Genomic DNA, 22,169 nt, shown 5'->3' with positions numbered 1-22,169 from the left:
ATGGCGCTGCCGGTCGGAACACAATTCAGATACTGGGCGGTCGCCGCCCTCGTTTTCTTCGTCCTGCTCTGGTTCCTGGGCGACGTGCTCATGCCGTTCCTGATCGGGGGCGCGATTGCCTATTTCCTCGATCCCGTCGCGGACAAGCTCGAAGCCTGGGGGATGAAACGGATCTGGGCGACGGTGACGATCTCGATTCTCGCGGTCCTGATCTTCGTCGCCATGGTGCTCCTGATCGTCCCGACGCTCATCAGCCAGGCCGGCCAACTCGTGAACACCGCGCCCGAAATCTTCTCGCGGCTCAAGGGCTTCGCGGTCGAAACCTTCCCGGATATCGTCAACGAAGAGTCCGTGATCCGGCAAAGCTTCGACCAGCTCGGCGCAACCGTGCAGGAACGGGGCGGCGAATTGCTCGACGCGGTGTTCTCCTCCGCCATGGGCGTCATCAACGTTGCACTCCTGATCGTCATCGTGCCGGTCGTGACCTTCTACCTCTTGTGGGATTGGGACCGCATGGTGGCCGCGATCGACGATCTCCTGCCGCGCGACCACGCGCCCGTGATCCGCGAACTCGCCTCGAAGATCGACCGCACGCTGGCGGGCTTCATCCGCGGCCAAGGCACCGTCTGCCTGATCCTCGGCAGCTTCTATGCCATCGCGCTCATGCTCATCGGTCTGCAATTCGGGCTGATCGTCGGGGCCATCGCGGGGCTTCTGACCTTCATCCCCTATGTCGGCGCACTCGTCGGCGGCGCGCTTGCCATCGGATTGGGCATGTTCCAGTTTTGGGGCGAATGGTGGCTTCTGGGCGGTGTCGTCGTCATCTTCGTGTTCGGCCAGTTCATCGAGGGCAATGTGCTGACCCCGAACCTCGTCGGGCAATCCGTCGGCCTTCATCCTGTCTGGCTCATCTTCGCACTTTCCGCGTTCGGCACCGTGTTCGGCTTCGTCGGTATGCTGGTCGCCGTGCCCGTCGCCGCTGCGCTCGGCGTCGTCGCGCGCTACCTGATCCAGCGGTACAAGGAGGGCAGGCTCTACAAGGGCCTCGCAGAAGGCGCGTTGCTTCCCGCCGATCAGGACGGGTCCGACCCGGACCCGGACCGTCGCATCGAGGGGTGACATGAGCCGTCAATTGACCTTCGACCTGCCCGTGCGCACGGCGCGGGAGCGCGGCGATTTCTTCGTCGCGGACAGCAACGCCGTCGCGCTCGCCGCGATAGAGGGTTGGGAGTCCTGGCCAAGTCGCAAGCTCGTCCTGACCGGGCCGGCGGGTGCGGGAAAAAGCCATCTGGGGCAGGTCTGGACCGGACTGGCCGACGCCGTGACGGTGCCTCATGCGCGTGTCGCCGCGACCTCGCCCGACACGCTCGCGGGCCGCGCCGTGCTTGTCGAAGACGCCGATCGGGTCGCCGGCGACCCCGACGCTGAAGCCGCGCTGTTCCATCTTCACAACCTGACCCTCGCCGAAGGCGGCGCCCTGCTCTTCACCTCCCGCGCCGCGCCGTCGCGCTGGGGGCTCGACCTGCCCGATCTCGCCAGCAGGATCGAAGGCACCCCGATGGTCGCGTTGGAAGCCCCCGATGACGCGCTGCTCTCTGCCGTGCTGGTCAAGCTGTTCGACGACCGCCAGATCGCCGTCAAACCGAACCTGATCGCCTATCTCGCGCCGCGCCTGCCCCGATCGCTCGCTGCCGCGGAAGATTTCGTCGCTCGGCTCGACGCGCTCGCCCTTGCCGAGAAACGCGACATCACCCGCCGATTGGCCGCCCGCCTGCTGGACAGCGAAGGGGATGCGGGCGCATAACGTCATGAAGCCGTGACAATTCTCACAGATACCAAACCCATGCCCGATACGAAAATGACCCCCGCCCCGCTGAACGCCGATTTCCTCGACACGGATTTCCCGGCGCCTGTCGAATTGCCCGTCGAGGCGTTCACCGGCCCCAAACGGTTCTTCAACCGTGAAATGTCGTGGCTCGGCTTTAACTGGCGCGTTCTCGAAGAGGCCGAAAACCTGCGCGTGCCGCTTCTGGAACGTCTTCGGTTCCTGTCGATCTCGGCGACCAACCTCGATGAATTCTACACCGTGCGCGTCGCCGGCCTGCGGGAGCTGGCCCACGAGGGCAACACGACGCCTGCCGCAGACGGTCACACGCCCGCCGAACAGCTCGTCATGATCAACGCCAATGCGCGCGATCTCATGAACCGACAGCAGGAAGTGTTCGAGACGCTGCGCGCCGAAATGGCCTCGACCGGCATTGTCATCTGCGACCGCGACGGGTTGGACAAGGCGGACATGGCCTATCTGGAGCAGGTGTTTCTGAGCCGGGTCTTTCCGGTGCTCTCGCCGCTCGCCATCGACCCGGCGCACCCGTTCCCGTTCATTCCCAACACCGGGTTCGCGCTCGCACTGGAACTCGAACGCAAGGCGGACAAACGGAAGCTTCAGGCGCTTCTGCCGATCCCACACCAGATCGACCGCTTCGTGCGCCTTCCGGCCCGCAACGGCACGCTCAGGTTCCTGCCGCTCGAGGATCTTCTCATCCTGGAGCTCGGCAGCCTGTTTCCCGGCTACACGACCAAAGGCCATTGTGCCTTCCGGGTCCTGCGCGACAGCGATCTGGAGGTGGAGGACGAGGCAGAAGACCTTGTGCGTGAATTCGAAACCGCGCTGAAACGCCGCCGGCGCGGCGAGGTCGTGCGTATGAAAATCTCGGCCGACGCCCCGTCTGGCCTGAGAACGCTGGTGCAGAGAGAGCTTCACGTCTCCGACGACGAGATCGTCGAGATCGAAGGGTTGATCGGGATTGCGGACCTGAAAGAGCTCGTGCTCGACGACCGCCCGGACCTCTTGTGGCCAACCTTCGTGCCGCGTGTGCCAGAGCGTGTGCAGGACCACGAAGGCGATATGTTCGCGGCGATCCGGCAGAAAGACATGCTGCTTCATCATCCGTATGAGACGTTTGCGATGGTGGTGCGCTTCCTCGAACAGGCCGCGCTCGACCCGGACGTGGTCGCGATCAAGCAGACGCTTTACCGAACGTCACGCGACAGTCCGATCGTCTCGGCATTGTGCGAGGCGGCCGAAAACGGCAAGTCGGTCACCGCGCTGGTCGAACTGAAGGCCCGGTTCGACGAGGCCGCGAATATCCGGCAATCCCGGCGTCTGGAACGCGCGGGCGCCCATGTCGTCTATGGTTTCATGCAATACAAGACGCACGCGAAAATCTCGGCCGTGGTCCGGCGCGAAGGCGACGAACTCGTGACCTACACCCATTACGGCACCGGAAATTACCACCCGATCACCGCCAAGATCTACACCGACCTCAGCCTGTTCACCTGCGACACGGCCCTTGGCCGGGACGCGACGCGCGTATTCAACTACCTCTCCGGCTATGCCCAGCCCGAGAGCCTCGAAAAACTCGCAATTAGCCCGCTGACCCTGAAACCCAGGTTGCTCGAACTCATCGCCGCCGAGGCCGACCATGCACGCGCCGGAAAGCCTGCGGAAATCTGGGCCAAGATGAACAGCCTCGTGGAAGAAGACGTGATCGACGCGCTCTACGCCGCGAGTGAGGCGGGGGTGAAGATCAGCCTCGTGATCCGTGGCATCTGCGGTCTGCGTCCCGGCATTAAGGGCCTGTCCGAGAACATCCGCGTGAAATCCATCGTCGGGCGGTTCCTCGAACATTCGCGCATCGTCTGCTTCGGTGACGGGCATGGTCTGCCGGCGAAGAAGGCAAGGGTCTTCATGTCGTCCGCCGACTGGATGGGCCGCAACCTGAACCGCAGGGTTGAAACGCTTGTCGAGACCACGAACCCGACGGTGAAAGCTCAGATCCTCAGCCAGATCATGGCCGCCAACATGCACGATGTGGCGCAAAGCTGGGTGATGCAGCCGGACGGCACCTTCGCGCGCCCCGACCTGACCGGCAACGACACACCCTTCAACTGTCACCGCTTCTTCATGGAATATCCCTCACTGTCCGGTCGTGGATCGGCCGGCGCGTCGGATGTGCCCGAACTGGCGCACAGCCACGACTGAACGCGCGAGGGCGGCCTCGCCAGATTGCCGCGTTGACCCTGCGTGTCGGCATTTGCCATAACCGGGGTGAACCAACGGGGAATCGTCATGGACGGAACCGAAGAGCGAGACTGGGGGCCGTTCGGCCGTCCTCTGTTCGCAGATCCCCAGGCCCGAGACCTCGCCCGCGTTGGCGTCGTCGATATCGGTTCGAACTCGGTGCGACTGGTCGTCTTCGATGGTGCCGCACGGTCGCCCGCCTATTTCTATAATGAGAAGATCATGTGCGGCCTCGGCGCGGGTATTTCAGACACCGGGCGCCTCAATCCCGAAGGCCGGGAACGGGCACTGAAGGCCATTCGCCGGTTCCAGCTTCTCGCGGTCGGCATGGACCTCCCTCCGCTCACCGCCGTGGCGACAGCCGCGGTGCGCGACGCCGAGGACGGGCCCGATTTCCGCGAAGAGGTGCTGCGTGAGACCGGTCTTGTCGTCCACGTCATCGACGGCGAAGAAGAGGCGCGGCTCTCCGCGCAGGGCGTCCTGCTCGGCTGGCCGGATGCAAACGGGTTGATGTGCGACATCGGCGGCTCGTCTATGGAACTCGCCGTGGTCAGGGATGGTCAGGTCGGCAAGCGCGTTACCTCAGGCCTCGGCCCGCTCAAGCTCGCCGGGATCAAGGGCGGCAAGAAGGCGCTGAAAGCCCATATACAATCGGTCCTCGACGAGTTGGCCAAGGAGGTCGGCTCCGATCATGACCGCATCTTTCTCGTCGGCGGGTCGTGGCGTGCCATCGCCAAGCTCGACATGTATCGTCGCGACTACCCGCTGACCGTTTTGCATGAATACCGCATGCGGCCCAAAGAGCTTGCCTCGACCCTCAAATGGATCGGCAAACAGGACCTTGAAGACGTGCGCCAGCACACCTCGACCTCCGCCACCAGGATGGCGCTGGTGCCGACGGCTTCAGAGGTTCTCAAACGGCTCATGAGAACCTTCAAGCCGAAGGAAGTGGCGGTGTCGTCATATGGGATCCGTGAGGGGATGCTCTATGAACAGATGCCCGATGCGCTGCGTCAGCGCGACCCGCTGATCGAGGCGTGCCGGTTTCAGGAACAGAAAGACGCCCGGATGCCGGGGTTCGGCAAGTCGCTCTATGCCTTCATCCGCCCGATCATCGCCAATGAACCCGCGCACCGCCGACGGATCATCAAGGCGGCCTGCCTGCTTCACGACGTGACCTGGCGCGCCCACCCCGATTACCGCCACGAAGTCTGTTTCGACAACGCCACGCGGGCCAACCTTGGTGGCCTCACGCATCAGGAGCGCGTGTTTCTCGGCCTGTCGCTGCTGCACCGTTACAAGTCGAGCCGCGAGGACGTGCGCTTCGAAGATACCTTCGCGATCCTTAGCGAAAAGGACATCGCCAAGGCCGAGATTACAGGCAAGGCGATGCGGTTCGGGGCCATGTTCGCCGTGAATGAACCGCACAAGAAAGCCTCCCTGCGCTGGAGACCGAAGCGCAAGGAACTGCTCCTGACCATCAAGCCGGAAGCCGAAGGGCTGTTCGGCGAGGTGGCAGAGGCGCGGTTCACGTCGCTCGCCGCCGCGCTTGGCGGGACGGGGGTCGTGACGATCCGGGACTAGGGCCCCTTAGATCTCGGTTCCCTCGCCGTCCTTGCGGCGAATGATGATGTCCCCGTTCGGCAATTCCTCGGGCGCTTCGTATTGCGGCAGATCTTCAAGCAGTTCGCGCCACGCTTCGGCCAACGGCTCCATCTCTTTCGAGAAACCGTCGAGGAACAGTTCCAGCGCCTCGCCAAGCTTTTGCGCGCCGCGCGCGAAGTCGTCCGATGCCTCGGGGTCGTCCTGCGCGAAGGCCGGCGTTGCCGCGATCAGACCGGCGGCCAAGGTCATCGTGATCCGTTTCATGGCTTAGATATGGGAAGCGCCGGCCCAGCTTCCAAGTTCACAGCGCAATGTCGATCGTCACCGGGAAATGATCGGATGCGACCAGAAGCGCCTCGCGCAACTCCTCGGTCTCGTAACAGACCGGGTCATCGAACGCATGCCAGATTCGCCACTTCGGGCGCGGCTTCATCAGATCGTGACTTACCATGATGTAATCGAGCAGCGCCTGTAGATACCGCTTTTCGGTCTGGATCCAGAACCGCGCCGTCACCGGCATGGCCCCGACCCGCCGGGAAATGGCGAGCCGTGCATGCGGGTCGAACAGCTCTTTCCGACCATCCTCACCCAGCACGACCTCGACCCCGGATCGGCCGAAGAGTTTTTCGTATTCGTCCAGACCCGGGCCATCGTTGAAATCGCCCATAACCATAAGGCTGTCGCCGCGTTCGAGGTGCTCGTCCACACGTTGCCGCAGCCAGATGCACTGCGCCATCTGCTTGCGCCGGTTCTCGATTGCGAGCCGCATGACCTCTTTCGGGTCGGTCGCCCCGTGGGGCGCCTTGGATTTCGCGTGAACCCCGATCAGCCGCACCTCGCGCCCGGTTTCCTTCACCGTCAACGCGACCTCCAATGGCGGTTTGGACCATGTGACCAGCTCCGGCTCTGCATCGGTGTTCAGGTCGAAGCGGAAGACGCCGTCGAAACGCGGCGCATCCGTTGCGCCTTTCTTGCCGGTCTCATGGCCCATCGCGATATGTTCGGCATCGAACACGTCGGGATTGTAGAGCAGCGCGATCTCCTGCTGCGTATCGTTACGAAAACCCAGGAGTGCGCGCCTGGCACGAAGCCCGAACGCATAGGCGAATCCTTCGAGCGCCCGTTTCGTCGACCGCCTGCGGTTGTCGTCCGGGGCCTCGATCACCATGATCGCATCGGCATCCATCGCGGTGAACACGATGCCCAGCGCCTCGGTCTGCTGATGCCGGGTCACATCGTGCCGCCCCGACCAGCCGCCATCGGCGATCAATTCGCCGTCGTCGTCGAACAGCGCATCGAACCATTCCACGTTGTAAGTGGCGATCCTGACCATCAGGCGCGGCTTTCGCTGATCTCTTCCCAGGCCCGGTTCACAGCGACGAGTTGCCGCTCGGCGAGCTTCACCGCTTCCTCGGGCACGCCCCGTGCGATGAGTTGATCCGGGTGGGACGCCCGGACTTCGGCTCGCCAGGCCGCCCGGATCTCGGCGAGCGGCGCATCCGGCTCGACGCCGAGAACGTCATAGGGATCGGGCGTGGCATCCGGCACGAGCCGGGCGCGAAGCGACTTGAACCGCCGCTCGTCGATCCCGAAGATTTCCGCGACACGGGCGAGAAACTCGTTTTCTGCGGGATGGTATTCCCCATCCGCCACCGCGATATGAAACAGACCCTCCATCAGGTCGCACAGCGCGGGGTCCGCCTGACCGAACATCGCCGCGATCTTTTCCGCGTATTGTTCGAATCCTGCAACGTCCGTTCGGGCCATGTTGAATATTCGCGCGGCATTCTTTTCCTCTGATGCAGGAATAGTGAAAACCTCGCGAAAGGCCGAAACCTCGTTGCGCGTCACCTGCCCGTCCGCCTTCGCCATTTTCGCACCCAATGCGATCACGGCTATCGCAAAACCTGCCGAGCGTTCCGGCGGTGTGCGCAGGCGTGAAAACACTTCCGACAGGCTCTCGCCTGAGGTCAGCGCGGACAGCGCGTCGGTGATGCGGGTCCAGATAGACATGGCACAATGTTAATCAGGAATCACCTCTGGACGACAGGGCGAATGCTCAGGTCAGCCGAACAATCTCGGCCCCCACCGACACGTCGGCCGTGAGCGATTTCGGCCCGCAGATCACGCGCAATCTCGGGTCCGAGATCAGCCCGGACAGCGCCTGCGACAAGCCTTCCGCATCGGGATGCGAAAGCGTCAGTGACACGAGCCTCGCCTCGGACCCGGGCATCTCATCCGCCGGATGTGGACCGTCCCATTCGATCAACCCCGGAAACAGCCCATCGAAGGGCAGCCGCCCGTCCTGCGGCACGGCCATGCGCCATTGATACGGTCCCCGGCTCAACGCGACGATCTCCCCGGCCCCGACAGGCGCCTCCCGAAGCGCGCGGTCCAGATCGTCGACGCGCAGGGCCCAATGGCTCAGCGCCGCACCGGCACCCTGCCGGTCGAGGTCGAACCAACGCGCCCGTTTCGGCGCGGCGGCGTCCGGATCCACGGCGATCACTTCAAGATATTCGCCCATACCCAGCGACAACAGGCGATTATGCGTGCCCATCACGTCATGCGTGCCGCCGCCCGACATCGCCATCCCGGTTGCAGCCTCGACCTTTGCCACGCCGGCATCCAGCCTGTCGGCAGTCACGACCAGATGATCCAACACCCCCCGCACGGCGCTCATGTCGCAAGTCTCGCGGCAAGCCGGTTCTGCGTCTCGATCACACGCGGCAGGTCGATCGTCGCCAGCGTGCCGTCGCGCACGACCTGCCGCCCCTCGACGAACAAATCACGTACGCGGGTCGGCCCGGCCAAAAGCAAAGCCGCCGGGTCCCAGCTCCCCGCGGCCTCGATGCCGGTTACGTCCCAAAGCGCAATATCGGCCCGTTGGCCCACCGCAATCTGACCGCAATCGGACCGCCCCAGAACCTCGGCCCCGCCGCGAGTCGCGATCCACAATGCCTCGCGCGCACCCATCTTGTCGGCCCCTTGCGAAACGCGCTGCAACAGCATCGCCTGCCGCGCCTCGGCCATCAGGTTGCCGCTGTCGTTCGAGGCCGATCCGTCGACACCCAGCCCGACCTTAACACCTGCATCCCGCATCTTTCGAACCGGCGCGATGCCGGACCCGAGCCGGCAATTGGAACAGGGACAATGCGCGACTCCGGTGCGCGACCGCGCGAACAGGTCGATCTCGCCACCATCCAGCTTGACGCAATGCGCATGCCACACATCCTTGCCGGTCCAGCCCAGCTCTTCCGCATACTGCCCCGGACGACAACCGAACATCTCGCGGCTATAGGCGACGTCCTCATCGTTCTCGGCCAGATGGGTATGGAGCATGACACACTTGTCACGTGCCAGCACTGCCGTATCGCGCATCAAGTCCCGGCTGACCGAGAACGGCGAACACGGAGCCAGGCCAACCCGCACCATCGCGCCCTCTCGCGGATCGTGGTGGGCGTCGACCACGCGGATACAATCATCCAGAATGGCGGCCTCCCGCTCGACCAGATCGTCGGGCGGCAGCCCCCCGGCGCTTTCGCCAATCGACATGGACCCACGGGTCGGGTGGAACCGCAGCCCGATCTCCCCGGCTGCCGCGATCGTGTCATCGAGCCGCGCGCCATTCGGATAGAGATACAGATGATCGGAGGTCAGCGTGCATCCCGACAGCGCCAGTTCCGCGAGTCCGACAAGGGCCGAGACATGGATCTCTTCCGGCCCGAAACGCGACCAGATCGGGTACAAGGTCTGAAGCCAGCCGAACAGAAGCGCGTCCTGTCCCCCCGGCACCGCTCGGGTCATTGATTGATAAAGATGATGGTGCGTGTTCACGAGCCCCGGCGTCACCACGCATCCCTGCGCAAGTACCGTTTCGCCCGTCGTGGACAGGCCCGTCCCCACTTCGGCGATGACGCCGTCGCGCAGCAAGATGTCCGCCTCCGCCAGTTCGCGCCCAGCATCGTCCATCGTCACGACGACCTGCGCACCCTTTATCAGGGTCTCGCTCATGCCGTGCCTTTCAGATGCGCAAGCGCCGCCGCGTGGATTTCGCGGTTTGCTGCGGCGATTGCGCGCCCACCCGCGTGGGCCGGCCCACCGTCCCAATCCGTGACGACCCCGCCCGCCGCCTCGATCAGGGCAATGGGTGCCTGGATGTCATAGGCGTTCAATCCGGCCTCGACCACGAGATCCACCTGACCCGCAGCCACCAGCGCGTAGGCGTAGCAATCCATGCCATAGCGCGTCAGCTTCACATCGCGCGATAGCCGGGCGAAAGCCGCGCCTTCGGCCCCGGTCCCGACTTCAGGGAATGTCGTGAAGAGGGTCGCATCCGAAAGAGCGTCGGTGCCACGGGTGCCTAGCAGATGCGTGCCATGCGGCCCCACCACCTCGGCATGGCCGAAGCCTCCGATGAACCGCTCTCCGATATAGGGCTGGTCGATCACGCCGAGTTCCGGGCCATCGGCCCCTCCCACAGCGATGAGAACGCCCCACGTCGGCGTGCCCGATATGAACGCGCGGGTGCCGTCGATCGGGTCGAGTACCCAGGTCAGCCCGCTCTGCCCCGCCGTTTCTCCGAATTCCTCGCCGAGGATCGCGTCATCGGGTCTGCGCTCCGCAAGAATCGCGCGCATCGCCTGCTCGGCGGCGCGATCAGCCTCCGTCACCGGGTCGAACCCCTCGGAAAGCTTGTTTTCGGCAGCGAGTCCGCGCGCACGAAAATGCGGCAAGATGGCTGTGCGCGCAGCATCGGCCAAGGCATGCGCCGTGGCGATCAGGCTGTCCTCAAGCGGGCGTTCCCCCGCGCGTCGACGTGTCATGCGTTATCCACCGATGAGACATGTGTCTCTTCGGCGGTAGAGGCTCACAGCAAGGGCGTCAAGCGCCCGGCCTGTCCGTTCAGGCGACGTCCGACAATACGCGCGCCAACTCGAACAACCGACGACGCTGGTTTTCAGGGATCGCGTAGTAGCTGCGAACCAGCTCCAGCGCTTCCTTGTCTGCCAGAATATCATCAGGAAGGGCTTGGCCGGCATCGCGCTCGGCTCCCCCATCCAGACCTTCGAAGAAAAAACTAATCGGCACGGACAATGCGTAAGAAATGTCCCAAAGACGAGATGCAGAGACCCGGTTCATCCCGGTCTCGTACTTCTGTATCTGCTGGAATTTGATACCCACCTGTTCCGCAAGCTGCTGCTGTGTCATGCCGATCATCCATCGCCTATGACGAATACGTTTACCCACATGCACATCCACAGGATGCTTCATTTTCCCACTCTCCTAAAACTCGATCCGCAACGCTCTAAGTGAGCGCGATATATCACTCAACCACAACCTGTCTTTTTGGCCATTGGCGAAGTTTTCCCATAAGTGTTTAATTTTCAACCCGTTAAGTTCAAGCAAACAAAAATCAATGCGTTTTGAAGGATCTACTTTAGCCGATAAATTACACGTATAAGTTGTTTTGCATTGTGCAAATAACCAATCGGACACGAAGTCTCCTTTCACGCACCGTCATCGAGGTACCAAAAATCACGTCACGTTTTTCTCGTTGTCAGCGCCGCGCGAACCTATCGTCGCGGCGAAGGAGAAACTCATGAAAGCATATCAGATTCTATCGTTCGACGAACCCCCGAGCCTCACCGAGGTTGAAAAACCGACGCCAGGCGAGGGCGAAATCCTCCTTGAGATCGCCGCGTGCGGCTTGAATTTCGGGGATTTGCTCATGGCGAAAGGGCAGTATCAGGAGAAGCCTCCCCTCCCGTTCACCCTCGGCATGGAGGTCGCGGGCACGGTGGTCGAGACGGGTGCCAACGTCGATGACTTGCCCCCCGGCACCCGCGTTTTAGTGGGCGGTGGCAGCGGGTTAGCCGAATTCGGTGTGTTTCCGGCGGCCAAGGCGCTCCCGATCCCCGACGACATGCCATTTACCGACGCCGCCGCCTTCCAGGTCGCCTACGGCACATCGCATGTCGGACTTGAGCACCGCCTTAAGTTGCAAGCAGGCGAAAACTTGCTCGTTTTGGGTGCAGCGGGGGGCGTCGGCCTCACCGCCATCGAGATTGGCAAGCTCATGGGCGCGACCGTGATCGCCTGCGCACGGGGCAAGGACAAGCTCGCGATTTGCGAATCCGTGGGCGCCGATCACCTGATCGACAGCGAATCCGACGACATTCGCGAAGCGGTCAAGGCGCTCGGTGGTGCGGATGCAGTCTATGATCCGGTCGGCGGCGACCAGTTCAAGGCCGCCATGCGTGCCTGCAACCCCGAAGCACGGCTTCTGGTCGTTGGTTTCGCCTCGGGCGACATCCCCCAGATCCCGGCCAATCACCTGCTGGTCAAGAACCTGAACGTGATGGGGTACTACTGGGGTGGCTACAACGTGTTCCGGCCCGAGGTGATCCGCGACAGCATGAGACGCCTCGTAGGTTGGTACGAAGACGGCAAGCTGAAGCCCCATGTGTCCCACGCCCTCCCACTGGAACAGGCGGCTGAGGCATATGAACTTCTGCGGTCCCGCAAATCGACCGGCAAGGTTGTCGTCACCATGACCTGACCTTCGGGCCCCGTCGTCACTCGGCGGCTGGGGCGCGTCGCAAAGTCCGGCTCATCGCGCCATAAGCTGTGCGCAGGTCGCTGACCAAGCGTTCCACCGCAGCGCCCTTGAGCGTGTCGGCGACATAGAGGTTCACGTCATAGACCGGCAATTCCGGCAGAGCGCCACCATGCCTGATCGGATACATCGGTCGCATGTCCGTGCCCGCAAGTCGCGCATGGACCGCTAGATCGGCGCCGACCGACGCGTCGATGGTGCGCCCCTCGTCGCTCGACACCGCCATTTCCCAGGGAATGCCCTGCGCATCCAGAACCGCCTGCACCCGTGGCCGGAACTTGCACCGCGCTTCGAAAGCGAGCCGCAGGGGGCGTTGCTTCCACGCGATACCGCCATCCGCCCCCATCCACAGCAGGGGCAACGACGTAAGCACCTCGCCCGCCCCCTCGCCTTCCTCTTCCGTCGTCAGGATGATGTCGATCTTGCCACGCTCGAAATCTTCCTTGAGAGATTTCGTGAAAGACGACACCAGCGACACCTTCATGCGCGGGAACAACCCGTTGAAGGCCTTCAGCACCGGCGGCATCATCGGTAGCACGATGTCATGCGGCACACCCAGCGTGATTTCACCTTCGAACACTCTGTCGGTCAGACGCGACAGCGCGAGGTCGTTGAGCTCCAGCATCCGCCGCGCGTAGGACAGAAGCTGGTCGCCCTCGGGTGTCAGTTCGATCCCCCGCCCCGACCGATCCAGCAGATTGCGCCCAAGGCTTTCCTCCAGCCGTTTGAGCTGCATCGACACCGCAGATTGCGTCAGGTGAAGCGCACCGGCTGCCTTTGTCACGCCGCCGGTGTCAGCGACCGTGACGAACGCCCGCAAAGCGGTGAGATCGAGGTTCCGTGCCATATCACATTCCTTGATGCATCACGTCAAAATCATTCGTTTTGAGAATTACCGCTGTCGCGCCATAAATCAAGTATCGAAATGATCGAAGGCCGATACATCACATTCCTTGAAGGAAACATCATGGCTCAGTCCCACGTTCTCGCCCGCCCGATGGGTCTCGCCCATCGCCGCCGTTTTTCTCCCCTCACGCTCGTCGCCCGCGCACGCGCCGCCCGGCGCGAACGCCGCGCACTCGCCAAGCTCGACGACCACCTGCTCGATGATATCGGGCTCACCCGCCGCGCAGCCTGGTCCGAAGCGAAACGCCCGTTCTGGGAGCTTCCGAGCCGTCATCACTGGTAAGTTATCAAAGGGGGGCGGCGGCCCCCCGGAAATCCTTGAAAAACCGCTCCAGCCTGCCAATATCTGCCCCAAGTCCGGTCGATACGCGTCCGGCATGGGAAAAATGCTTTTCAGGAGGCAGTTAATGGCTGACTACAACACGGTCCGCGCCGGTGCAGGTGCCCGTAGCGCACAGATCGACGAGGGCCTTCGCGCCCATATGAACAAGGTCTACGGGCTCATGTCCGTTGGCCTCCTCGTGACCGCGGGCGCGGCGTGGGCCTTTGGCACCGCTGAACCGCTTCAGAACATGTTGCGCACCGTCAACTCCGAAGGCGGCATGTCGATGACGATCCTCGGCTGGATCGTGATGTTCCTGCCGCTCGTGATGGTTTTCGCCTTCGGCGCTGCGATCAACAGATTGTCTGCAGCCGGCGCACAATTGTTCTTCTACGCCTTCGCTGCGGTGATGGGCGTGTCGATCAGCTGGATCTTCATCGCCTTCACGGATTTCTCGATCGTCCAGACCTTCCTGATCACATCCATCGCCTTCGCGGGGCTGTCGCTCTGGGGGTATACGACGAAGAAAGACATCTCCGGCTGGGGGTCGTTCCTCATCATGGGTCTGATCGGTCTGATCGTGGCCTCGATCGTGAACATCTTCCTGGGGTCTCCCGCGATCCATTTCGCGATCTCGGCGATCGGCGTGCTGATCTTCGCAGGTCTCACCGCCTATGACACCCAGCGGATCAAGAACGACTACCTCGCCCACGCTCAGGCGATGGATAGCGAATGGCTCGCGAAATCCGCGATCCTCGGCGCGCTGAACCTGTATCTGGACTTCGTGAACCTGTTCATGTTCCTGCTGCAGTTCCTCGGCAACCGCGAATAGCAAGGCGAAGATTTGACGCCGTTTCGGGCCGGTCCTCTCTGGGGGCTGGCCCTTTTCATTGGCGTCACTCGAAACGCTGGCCCGAATTGGCCCTAGCTTCGGCAAAAAGTTGACAGATTTTCCGCCTACCTTCCGACCCGAGGGGACACTCAAAGAGGGACAACCATGTCGACCTTATCTCTAATTGGCGTCGGCGCATTCTTCAGTGGCGTCGCACTGTTTTATCTCGTGATGAACCGCACGCGAAAACGCCGCATGGAAGAGTTTGAAGCCTCCCAAGACTGAATGATCCAAACATCAGGAAAGGCCGCCCGCATCATGACGGGCGGCCTTTTCATGTCAGCGCCCTGCGCATTTCGACGGCCGGGAACCGCAGCCCCGGCGCCAGATCGAGATCGACCTCGCCCAGCGCGACGAATCCCATCCGCGAATAGAAACCACGCGCGGTCAGGGTCGAGAGGCACGACAGCACCCGCACGCCCGCGTGCTCTGCGTGGTCAACGATCGTCTCCAGAAGCAGCCGTCCGATACCTTGCCCGACATGGTCCGGGTCCGCCGCGACATGCCGCACATGCCCCCAGTCAAGCGGGGCGGCACCTCCCGCCGGCCCCTGCCAGGTCCAGCCCCCTGCCGCGATCAATCTCCCATCACCGGCCTCGGCCACGAAGTAGCCCGGCGCAGACAGCAGGGCGGGCCGGGCGGTGCCGATGACCGGCAGCGCCTCGCGCAACAGATTCGGGTGGTAGTCCGGTTGTAGCAGCGCTCCGTAACTACGGCTCAGCAGCGTCGTAAGGCGCTCGGCATCCGCTGCCTCGGCACGGCGCAGATGGAATGGCGGGGGGCGCCTGACGCCCGCTCGCGCCGGGTGTGTTCGTTCGATCATCCTGTTGGTCCTCTCGTCTTGTTCTTGAGGGACCGGCGCGGATCGTGTCGTCAAAAAGAAAAACCGCGCGGTCCCGGTTGGGCCGCGCGGCGTTTCGTCTGGTTGTCCAGAAGGCTTACTTGATCTTGCCTTCCTTGTACTCGACATGCTTACGCGCGACCGGATCGTATTTGCGTACGGTCATCTTCTCGGTCATGGTGCGCGCGTTTTTCTTGGTCACGTAGAAGTGGCCCGTGTCCGCGGTCGAGTTCAGGCGGATCTTGATCGTGGTCGGCTTCGCCATGTGTCTTGCTCCTCATCGAACGCAGAAGCACCGCGCTCGGATAAAACCTTGAAGCCCGCCTTTTAATGCTCCGGGGCTGCGAGTCAACCACAGAATCCGGCGTGTGCCCAAGTTTCCGCGCGCGCCGCGCCCTGCGTTGCGCCCGGCGCGTCGTTACGGCTTGGCCTTGCCCATCGTCTCGTGAATCTCGGCGACTTTTTCATCCGAAAGCTGCAAGCCGGTCGCGAGGTTCTTGAGATAGGCGCGCTCGGCATCGGTATCGACCGAGATCGCCATGAGCGAGGCGGAATAGACCTGTGCCGAAGCATTGGTGCCGGCATCCTGAGCAAGGGCCATCGGATCCACCGGCGCATCGAGTTGCTCGGCGACAAAGGCCACCTCCTCGTCGCTGGCATCGTTCAGCGAGTCGAGGATCTTCTTGCGCTCGGTGGCGTCGATCTCGCCGTCGGCCTTGGCCGACATGATCATGGCGCGGATCATCAGCTTCGCGTTCTCCTCGCTGGCCTGTCCGACCGGCGTGCCCTTTGTGACCGAAGCGAACATGTCCGACATCGACCCGGCCCCGGCAGCGGCAGCGCCCGACATGGCGTTGAACAGCGACCCCAGACCGGCCTCGGTGCTTTCCGACATGTCGGCGGCCTGATTGCCGAACTTGCCCATCATGTCGCGCACGGCGTCTGCGCCACCCGGAAAGCCCATGCGCTCGGCCATCTGGCCCATCTGGTCGGCCATGCCGCCCTTGTCTCCGGCAGAGCGCATCGCCTTGCGCATCCCGTCCATGCCGCCCGAATCTTTCATTTTCTGAACGCCTTTCGCGGCAGCGAAGCCAACCGCCAGCGTGGCCAATGTACGAACGAAACTCATGGCAATCCCCTTTGTGATAAGTCCGATACTACCCTGCGCCGAATACCGGCGTCGCGCAACATTCTCGATTTTTATCGGCGGATTGTAACGCGCGGATGGCCTGTAAGCCGGATTCTGTAACCCCTTGCGGGGCCGACGATCATTCCTCTAGGGCGCCTGTCGCCAGACGCCTCGAGCCGCCAACCCGGACCTCCGGGCCAAGACAGCCCTGCCCGTCACCGGGCGTGAGGTCCCTATTTGGCGTTGCTCCCGGTGGGGCTTGCCGTGCCGCTTCCGTTGCCGGTCGCGCGGTGGGCTCTTACCCCACCGTTTCAGCCTGACCCGGGGTTCATCGCGCGAGCGATTTACCCAGGCGGTTTGTTCTCTGTGGCGCTTTCCCTCGGGTTGCCCCGGCCGGGCGTTACCCGGCACCGTTGCCTTGTGGAGTCCGGACTTTCCTCCCGAAAGACGGTTCCCCGCCTTCCCGGCGATCGTCCGGCCATCCGCGCGAAGGCTGACTTAGGCGCTCGGATGCGTCCGGTCAACGCCGAAGCGGGCGGCAAGGTCTTTCGCAAGCGCCACGTCGGTCGCGTCGAGCGGGCCTTGCGCCCAAGGCCGGAACCTGAGCCGGAACGCCGTCAGAAGGCATTGGGTGCCAGCATCTGCGGGGTAGCCGAACCGTTCGAGCGCCGACAGGAACGCGTCATCAGACACATCGTCCACATCCGAACCCGGCTCCGGCCAGACCGCCTGCCCACTCAAGGCGAGCCGCCGCCAGTCGAACCGCGCACCGGGATCGGCCTTCCGCTCCGGTGCGAAGTCGGAATGGGCGATGACCCCCTCGCGCGGAATATCCCAACGCCCTCGGATCGCCGCCACAAGTGCGGTCAGCGCAGACATCAGCGGCTCGGAAAACGGCACATCCCCGGAATTGTCCAACTCGATCCCGATCGAGCGGGAGTTCACATCCCCCGCCCCGGCCCATTGCCCCGCGCCCGCATGCCACGCCCGGCGGTCTTCCTCGACAAGCTGCACGACCTCGCCGTCCCGCGCGATCAGGTAATGCGCCGACACCTCGTGCTCGGGCGCACACATCCGCTCCAGCGCCGCCTCGGCGCTCGACATCGCGGTGTAATGGATCACGATCAGGGAGGGCCTCAGCCCATCGCGCCGCTCGCCATGGTTCGGCGACGGATGCCAGCGCGGCTTATTCCGAGACGCCGGGGGTTTCGACATCCACGTATTGCGTCACGACTTCGGGCGCACCGTTGCGGGCTTCGCGAAACGGTGTCGGGTCCCAGTAACAGGCGAACCCGTCACCGTCGGGGTCGATTCCCATCCGGTCACGTTGAGGACCGCCCGCATCGAGAAATGCTTCCTGCGCACGGTCCGGCGAGGTGTATTTCGCACAATTGCGCTGGAACCGCGCTTCAGCGGCAAAGCCCGTGCGCGAATACATCTGCTGACCCAGCGGGTTGTTGGTCTTGAGCGCGTATTGCACGATGGACGCGCCATTCCCGCCCTCACGCTGCGGCAATTGCGTCGGCTCGATCTGAACGTATCTCGCGCGGTTCTCCGCGATCCGCTCGGCGTCGGATTCGATCGTTTCCCGCGATGCAACCGCCTGGAAATTCTGCTCGTCCGACAGCGCCGCACCCGGATTGGTTACTTGCGTGCCATCCTCGACGGTCGCGACCGAGGCGGACCCGGTCGTGCCATCCGCCGACGTGGCGGACGGCGACATCGCCGACATGGGCGCACCACCGGATTGGCTTTGCGTGGACAGGCCAAGCGCCGCGCTGGTCTCGGCGGCAATCGCCGCGCCTTCGCTAACCAATGGCTGTGCCGACACCGAGGCCGCCGCCGGAATGGCGGGCCCGCCGGAAAGCTGCGTTTCCCTCGACCCCGCGCCGCTGTCGGGCATGGTCGGGGTGCAGGCGGCAAGTGCCAGCGCCGCAAGGGAAACTGTCGCGATCAAACGCATGGGATTACTGCTCCGCAAAACTTTGGGCGCGATTTACCACCATTTCTCCGGCTTGGAAACAAATCCGGCGGCCTGCTCCAGCGCATAAGCGGTATTCAGCAGATCACCTTCCTCCCACGGACGCCCGATCAGTTGCAGACCGAGCGGGAGCCCCTTGGAGTCGAGCCCTGCAGGCACCGAAATACCCGGCAGTCCGGCGAGGTTCACGGTGACCGTGAACACGTCGTTCAGATACATTTGCACGGGATCGGCATCGGCCATCTCGCCCAGACCGAAGGCGGCAGACGGTGTCGTCGGTGTCAAGATCGCATCCACGCCCTGCTCGAACGCCTCGTCGAAGTCCCGTTTGATCAGCGTGCGCACTTTGCGCGCGCGGTTGTAATAGGCGTCATAGAACCCGGCGGAGAGCACATAGGTGCCGACCATGATCCGGCGCTTCACCTCGGCCCCGAACCCTTCGGCGCGGGTCTTCTCGTACATGTCGACAATGCCTTCGCCGCTTTCAAGCTTGGCACGGTGGCCGTAACGCACCCCGTCATAGCGAGCGAGGTTCGACGACGCCTCAGCGGGCGCGATCACGTAATAGGCGGGCAGCGCGTATTTCGTGTGCGGCAGGCTGATGTCGATGATCCGCGCACCCGCATCCTTCAGCATCGCGGTGCCATCGGCCCAGAGCTTCTCGATCTCGTCTGGCATCCCGTCCATGCGGTATTCGCGGGGAATGCCGATCACCTTTCCCTTGATGTCGCCGGTCAGCATCGCCTCGAAATCCGGCACGGCGATATCCGCCGAGGTCGAATCCTTCGGGTCGTGCGAACACATGGCTTCCAGCATGATCGCCGCGTCGCGCACGTCCTTGGTCATCGGCCCGGCCTGATCGAGCGACGAGGCAAAGGCGATGATCCCCCAGCGCGAACACCGCCCGTAGGTCGGCTTGATCCCGGTGATGCCGGTGAAGGCGGCAGGCTGGCGGATCGAGCCGCCGGTGTCGGTGCCGGTCGCAGCGAGGCACAGATCGGCGGCAACCGCACTGGCCGATCCGCCGGACGAGCCGCCGGGGGTCAGCGCCGTATCTTCGTTTCCGCGCCGCCACGGGTTCACCGCGTTGCCGTAAACGCTGGTCTCATTGGACGATCCCATCGCGAATTCGTCCATGTTGAGCTTGCCCAGCATCACTGCGCCCGCATCCGCAAGGTTCTGCGACACGGTGGATTCGTACTCGGGCTTGAAATGCTCGAGAATGCCCGAAGCAGCCTGGCTCTCGACGCCCTTTGTGCAGAACAGGTCCTTGATCCCCACGGGGATACCGCACATCGCGGGCGCATCCCCGGACTTCAGCCGCGCATCGGCGGCCTTCGCACGCTCCATCGCGATCTCGGGCGTCTTGTGGACAAAGGCGTTTAGCGCACCGGCGGCGTCGATTGCCGAGAGACAGGCTTCGGTCAATTCAACCGAGGTAACGTCGCCCTTTTTCAACGCATCGCGCGCCTCGGCGATTTTCATCTTGTTCAGATAGGCCATTATTCCACCACCTTCGGCACGGCAAAGAAGCCCTCGCGGGCGTCGGGGGCGTTGGACAGGATACGGTCGGCCTGATCGCCTTCGGTCACCACGTCCTCGCGACGTTTGAGCCGCTGCGGCGTGACCGAGGTCATCGGCTCCACCCCGTCCACGTTCACTTCGTTCATATCCTCGATCAGCGCGAGGATAGTGTTGAATTCGTCGGCCAGCGCGGGGAGGTCATCTTCCTCCACCCGGATACGGGCCAGATGCGCGACCTTGCGCGCGGTGTCCTTGTCGATCGACATGGGTGCCTCCGTCTGGAAAAGGGGCTTCGGTCGGGGCGGGTTTAGCCCCCGAGGACGGCCTTCGCAAGCGGGGCTTGGATGGCGCCGCGCCGGTAGGTCTCGATCAGCCAGCCCAGAAGCACGCCGTTCAGGATATGCCACAGGAAATGGGTGCCGAAGGGAATGGACGCACACAACGGCTCATCGAGGCTTCGTGCCGTCAGCGACAGGGCGAGGATCACGAAAGCCACCCCGAAATTCCGGCTCGCCCGGCGCGGGGTGAGGAACGCGAAAAGCCCGATCCAGAGAAGCACCGGAACATAGGCGATCGAACTGCCGAAGAACGGCAGAAGATCGAGAACCGGATACAGAAGCGCCGCGAAGGGGATGAAGCCAAACATGACCGCCACCGCCTTCCACCGCGCGAGCCCAAGGATATCGCGTGCCGTGGCATAGGTATGCGCGAAGAGAAACAGCGCGATGGGGAGCGTGTCCGCCAGACCGGCCCAGCGCGTGGCGAACGTGTGGAACAGAAACGACCCCACGCCGATGGCAGTCAGGATCGCCACCAGGAGCCATGCTTTCACAAGCCCGGACCCGCGCAACCGCCACGCCATGACGCCCGCCGCGACCAGGAAAGACAGGTTAGTCACCGCGTTCAATGGCTCGGCCCAGAACCCGGCATCCAGCCTCTCGCAATAGACGTCGACCGTTGCGGTCCAATCCATCGACAAACCTTTCCCGCGTGTTACGATCCCGCCAGACGACAGGAGGACACCCCATGAAGATCATCTGGCTTGGACATGCAAGTTTCCGCATCGAGATCGAGGATCAGGTGCTCCTGATCGACCCCTGGCTCGAGAACAACCCGATGCTGTCCGAGGACCAGTATGCCCCCGCCCTCGACGGCGCGACCCATGTCCTCGTCACCCACGGGCATCAGGACCACGCGGCGGACGCCCCCGCGATCTGTCGCGACAAGTCCATCCCCTGCGTCGGCATCTTCGACCTCATGCAATACTGGAGCGCCCGGCACGAAATCGAGACGGTCGGCTTCAACAAGGGCGGCACGGTCGCGCTCGGCAAGGTCAAGGTGACAATGGTCAACGCCACCCACAGTTCGGCCCAGCAGACGGCAGACGGGCCCCGCTACATGGGCCACGAAAGCGGTTACATGATCGAAGGCGAGGGCCACACGATCTATGTCTCCGGCGACACCGACATCATGGCCGACATGGAATGGATGGCGGATGTCCATGAACCCGACATCGGCATCCTCTGCGCGGGCGGGCATTTCACGATGGACATGGCGCGCGCCTCCTACGCGGCCAAGCGGTATTTCGATTTCAAGACCGTGATCCCCTGCCACTACCGCACCTTCCCGCTGCTCGAACAGAACGCCGACGTGATGCATGCGACCCTGACCGGCGTGAACGTGATCGAACCCGAGGTCATGACCCCGATCGAGATCTGATCCGGGTCGTGGCGCAGACGTCTGCCATGACCTTAACGCCGGGCGTGTGTCCCCGGCTCTGTTGCATGCGAGGCAATGAAATGGACACGCGTCGAACCATCCGCTGTCACGACGATCTGCCAATGGGGTTTCATGGCATGCGCGACACGGCGCGGGGCGAAGGGTTTCGCTTTCTCGACCGGCTGGATCGGGATTGGCGCGACGGAATCCAACGCTTCGACGCGCCTGGGGAAACGCTGCTGGCTGTGCTGCGCGGCAGCGACCTCGTCGCCATAGGCGGCCTGACCGTCGATCCCTATCCCCCGGACCGGTCCACCGGGCGCATCCGTCACGTCTACGTGCGCCCATCGGCCCGCCGTCAGGGAATCGCGTCCGAGTTGGTCCACCAATTGCTTGACCACGCACGCGGGGTCTTTCCCCTCGTCCGGCTCCGCACCGATACCGCGCAGGGCGTGTATTTCTACGACGCGGTCGGATTTGGCCGGTCGTCGTCCTCGACCGCAACCCATGAAATCCGCCCATAGCACATCCGCGACGCTGCGCTTCC

The 22,169-nt window shown here is 63.3% G+C and carries 25 protein-coding genes and 1 other RNA gene; 9 read left to right on the top strand and 17 right to left on the bottom strand.

The features are described 5' to 3' along the window. From KJP28_RS07010 to KJP28_RS06995, 4 genes are all read left to right on the top strand, one after another. On the top strand, window positions 1–1,119 hold the full coding sequence (locus KJP28_RS07010) for an AI-2E family transporter (RefSeq protein WP_218391859.1): 1,119 nt from the start codon (window positions 1–3) through the stop codon (window positions 1,117–1,119). 1 nt (window position 1,120) lies between these two features. Next, window positions 1,121–1,804 carry a P-loop NTPase family protein gene (locus KJP28_RS07005; protein WP_218391858.1) on the top strand — a complete coding sequence of 228 codons (684 nt, stop codon included), beginning with the start codon at window positions 1,121–1,123 and terminating at the stop codon, window positions 1,802–1,804. Between the two features lie 39 nt (window positions 1,805–1,843). Further along, a complete protein-coding gene (locus KJP28_RS07000) occupies window positions 1,844–4,045 on the top strand; it encodes an RNA degradosome polyphosphate kinase (protein WP_255552265.1) in 2,202 nt (733 codons plus the stop codon). An 87-nt stretch (window positions 4,046–4,132) separates the two neighbouring features. After that, complete coding sequence (locus KJP28_RS06995) at window positions 4,133–5,668, top strand: Ppx/GppA family phosphatase (protein WP_218391857.1); 1,536 nt, start codon at window positions 4,133–4,135, stop codon at window positions 5,666–5,668. Window positions 5,669–5,674: 6 nt separating this feature from the next. Here KJP28_RS06995 and KJP28_RS06990 read toward each other — a convergent pair whose 3' ends face one another. From KJP28_RS06990 to KJP28_RS06960, 7 genes are all read right to left on the bottom strand, one after another. Continuing rightward, the gene (locus KJP28_RS06990) at window positions 5,675–5,953 is read right to left on the bottom strand and encodes a hypothetical protein (protein WP_218391856.1); all 279 of its coding nucleotides are present in this window, start codon (window positions 5,951–5,953) and stop codon (window positions 5,675–5,677) included. Window positions 5,954–5,990: 37 nt separating this feature from the next. Continuing rightward, the gene (locus KJP28_RS06985; RefSeq protein ID WP_218391855.1) at window positions 5,991–7,022 is read right to left on the bottom strand and encodes an endonuclease/exonuclease/phosphatase family protein; all 1,032 of its coding nucleotides are present in this window, start codon (window positions 7,020–7,022) and stop codon (window positions 5,991–5,993) included. Continuing rightward, a complete protein-coding gene (locus KJP28_RS06980) occupies window positions 7,022–7,702 on the bottom strand; it encodes a TerB family tellurite resistance protein (protein ID WP_218391854.1) in 681 nt (226 codons plus the stop codon). The genes KJP28_RS06985 and KJP28_RS06980 overlap by 1 nt, the downstream gene beginning before the upstream one ends. Before the next feature lie 46 nt (window positions 7,703–7,748). Continuing rightward, window positions 7,749–8,372: a VOC family protein gene (locus tag KJP28_RS06975; protein ID WP_218391853.1), complete on the bottom strand. Its 624-nt coding sequence runs from the start codon at window positions 8,370–8,372 to the stop codon at window positions 7,749–7,751. Beyond that, complete coding sequence (locus KJP28_RS06970) at window positions 8,369–9,703, bottom strand: 8-oxoguanine deaminase (RefSeq protein ID WP_218391852.1); 1,335 nt, start codon at window positions 9,701–9,703, stop codon at window positions 8,369–8,371. The genes KJP28_RS06975 and KJP28_RS06970 overlap by 4 nt, the downstream gene beginning before the upstream one ends. Beyond that, window positions 9,700–10,515 carry a histidinol-phosphatase gene (gene hisN, locus KJP28_RS06965; RefSeq protein WP_218391851.1) on the bottom strand — a complete coding sequence of 272 codons (816 nt, stop codon included), beginning with the start codon at window positions 10,513–10,515 and terminating at the stop codon, window positions 9,700–9,702. The genes KJP28_RS06970 and hisN overlap by 4 nt, the downstream gene beginning before the upstream one ends. A gap of 79 nt (window positions 10,516–10,594) precedes the next feature. Next, window positions 10,595–10,963: a helix-turn-helix domain-containing protein gene (locus tag KJP28_RS06960; RefSeq protein ID WP_218391850.1), complete on the bottom strand. Its 369-nt coding sequence runs from the start codon at window positions 10,961–10,963 to the stop codon at window positions 10,595–10,597. Between the two features lie 328 nt (window positions 10,964–11,291). On the opposite strand from KJP28_RS06960, the gene KJP28_RS06955 reads away from it, so the two are divergent. Further along, the gene (locus tag KJP28_RS06955) at window positions 11,292–12,251 is read left to right on the top strand and encodes an NADPH:quinone oxidoreductase family protein (protein WP_218391849.1); all 960 of its coding nucleotides are present in this window, start codon (window positions 11,292–11,294) and stop codon (window positions 12,249–12,251) included. Between the two features lie 16 nt (window positions 12,252–12,267). Here KJP28_RS06955 and KJP28_RS06950 read toward each other — a convergent pair whose 3' ends face one another. Beyond that, the gene (locus KJP28_RS06950; RefSeq protein ID WP_218391848.1) at window positions 12,268–13,155 is read right to left on the bottom strand and encodes a LysR family transcriptional regulator; all 888 of its coding nucleotides are present in this window, start codon (window positions 13,153–13,155) and stop codon (window positions 12,268–12,270) included. 120 nt (window positions 13,156–13,275) lie between these two features. Between KJP28_RS06950 and KJP28_RS06945 the strand changes: the two genes are divergently transcribed. Further along, the gene (locus KJP28_RS06945; RefSeq protein ID WP_218391847.1) at window positions 13,276–13,497 is read left to right on the top strand and encodes a DUF1127 domain-containing protein; all 222 of its coding nucleotides are present in this window, start codon (window positions 13,276–13,278) and stop codon (window positions 13,495–13,497) included. A gap of 124 nt (window positions 13,498–13,621) precedes the next feature. Further along, the gene (locus KJP28_RS06940) at window positions 13,622–14,368 is read left to right on the top strand and encodes a Bax inhibitor-1/YccA family protein (protein ID WP_218391846.1); all 747 of its coding nucleotides are present in this window, start codon (window positions 13,622–13,624) and stop codon (window positions 14,366–14,368) included. A gap of 334 nt (window positions 14,369–14,702) precedes the next feature. Here the strand turns inward: KJP28_RS06940 and KJP28_RS06935 are convergent, their stop codons facing one another. From KJP28_RS06935 to KJP28_RS06895, 9 genes are all read right to left on the bottom strand, one after another. Beyond that, window positions 14,703–15,251 carry a GNAT family N-acetyltransferase gene (locus KJP28_RS06935; RefSeq protein WP_218391845.1) on the bottom strand — a complete coding sequence of 183 codons (549 nt, stop codon included), beginning with the start codon at window positions 15,249–15,251 and terminating at the stop codon, window positions 14,703–14,705. 115 nt (window positions 15,252–15,366) lie between these two features. Beyond that, window positions 15,367–15,534 (bottom strand): 50S ribosomal protein L33, encoded by a 168-nt coding sequence (gene rpmG, locus KJP28_RS06930; protein ID WP_008330537.1) that lies wholly within the window; start codon window positions 15,532–15,534, stop codon window positions 15,367–15,369. A gap of 153 nt (window positions 15,535–15,687) precedes the next feature. Next, window positions 15,688–16,398: a DUF533 domain-containing protein gene (locus KJP28_RS06925; protein ID WP_218391844.1), complete on the bottom strand. Its 711-nt coding sequence runs from the start codon at window positions 16,396–16,398 to the stop codon at window positions 15,688–15,690. Between the two features lie 87 nt (window positions 16,399–16,485). Beyond that, an RNA gene (gene rnpB / locus KJP28_RS06920) (RNase P RNA component class A) lies at window positions 16,486–16,884 on the bottom strand. Window positions 16,885–16,896: 12 nt separating this feature from the next. Further along, on the bottom strand, window positions 16,897–17,613 hold the full coding sequence (locus KJP28_RS06915) for an N-acetylmuramoyl-L-alanine amidase (protein ID WP_218391843.1): 717 nt from the start codon (window positions 17,611–17,613) through the stop codon (window positions 16,897–16,899). Then, the gene (locus KJP28_RS06910; protein WP_218391842.1) at window positions 17,585–18,361 is read right to left on the bottom strand and encodes a hypothetical protein; all 777 of its coding nucleotides are present in this window, start codon (window positions 18,359–18,361) and stop codon (window positions 17,585–17,587) included. The genes KJP28_RS06915 and KJP28_RS06910 overlap by 29 nt, the downstream gene beginning before the upstream one ends. A gap of 33 nt (window positions 18,362–18,394) precedes the next feature. Continuing rightward, window positions 18,395–19,882 (bottom strand): Asp-tRNA(Asn)/Glu-tRNA(Gln) amidotransferase subunit GatA, encoded by a 1,488-nt coding sequence (gene gatA / locus KJP28_RS06905; protein ID WP_218391841.1) that lies wholly within the window; start codon window positions 19,880–19,882, stop codon window positions 18,395–18,397. Then, the gene (gene gatC, locus KJP28_RS06900) at window positions 19,882–20,169 is read right to left on the bottom strand and encodes an Asp-tRNA(Asn)/Glu-tRNA(Gln) amidotransferase subunit GatC (protein WP_218391840.1); all 288 of its coding nucleotides are present in this window, start codon (window positions 20,167–20,169) and stop codon (window positions 19,882–19,884) included. The genes gatA and gatC overlap by 1 nt, the downstream gene beginning before the upstream one ends. Window positions 20,170–20,210: 41 nt before the next feature. Then, a complete protein-coding gene (locus KJP28_RS06895) occupies window positions 20,211–20,876 on the bottom strand; it encodes a ceramidase domain-containing protein (RefSeq protein ID WP_218391839.1) in 666 nt (221 codons plus the stop codon). A gap of 53 nt (window positions 20,877–20,929) precedes the next feature. Here KJP28_RS06895 and KJP28_RS06890 point away from each other — a divergent pair, with 53 nt between their 5' ends. After that, window positions 20,930–21,622: a metal-dependent hydrolase gene (locus KJP28_RS06890; RefSeq protein WP_218391838.1), complete on the top strand. Its 693-nt coding sequence runs from the start codon at window positions 20,930–20,932 to the stop codon at window positions 21,620–21,622. A gap of 80 nt (window positions 21,623–21,702) precedes the next feature. Then, complete coding sequence (locus KJP28_RS06885) at window positions 21,703–22,146, top strand: GNAT family N-acetyltransferase (RefSeq protein ID WP_218391837.1); 444 nt, start codon at window positions 21,703–21,705, stop codon at window positions 22,144–22,146. Window positions 22,147–22,169: the final 23 nt, after the last annotated feature.

Source organism: Maritimibacter dapengensis (assembly GCF_019218265.1).
GTDB lineage: Bacteria > Pseudomonadota > Alphaproteobacteria > Rhodobacterales > Rhodobacteraceae > Maritimibacter > Maritimibacter dapengensis.
Note: the sequence above shows the minus strand (reverse complement) of the source record. Positions and strands in the feature narration are given on the sequence as shown.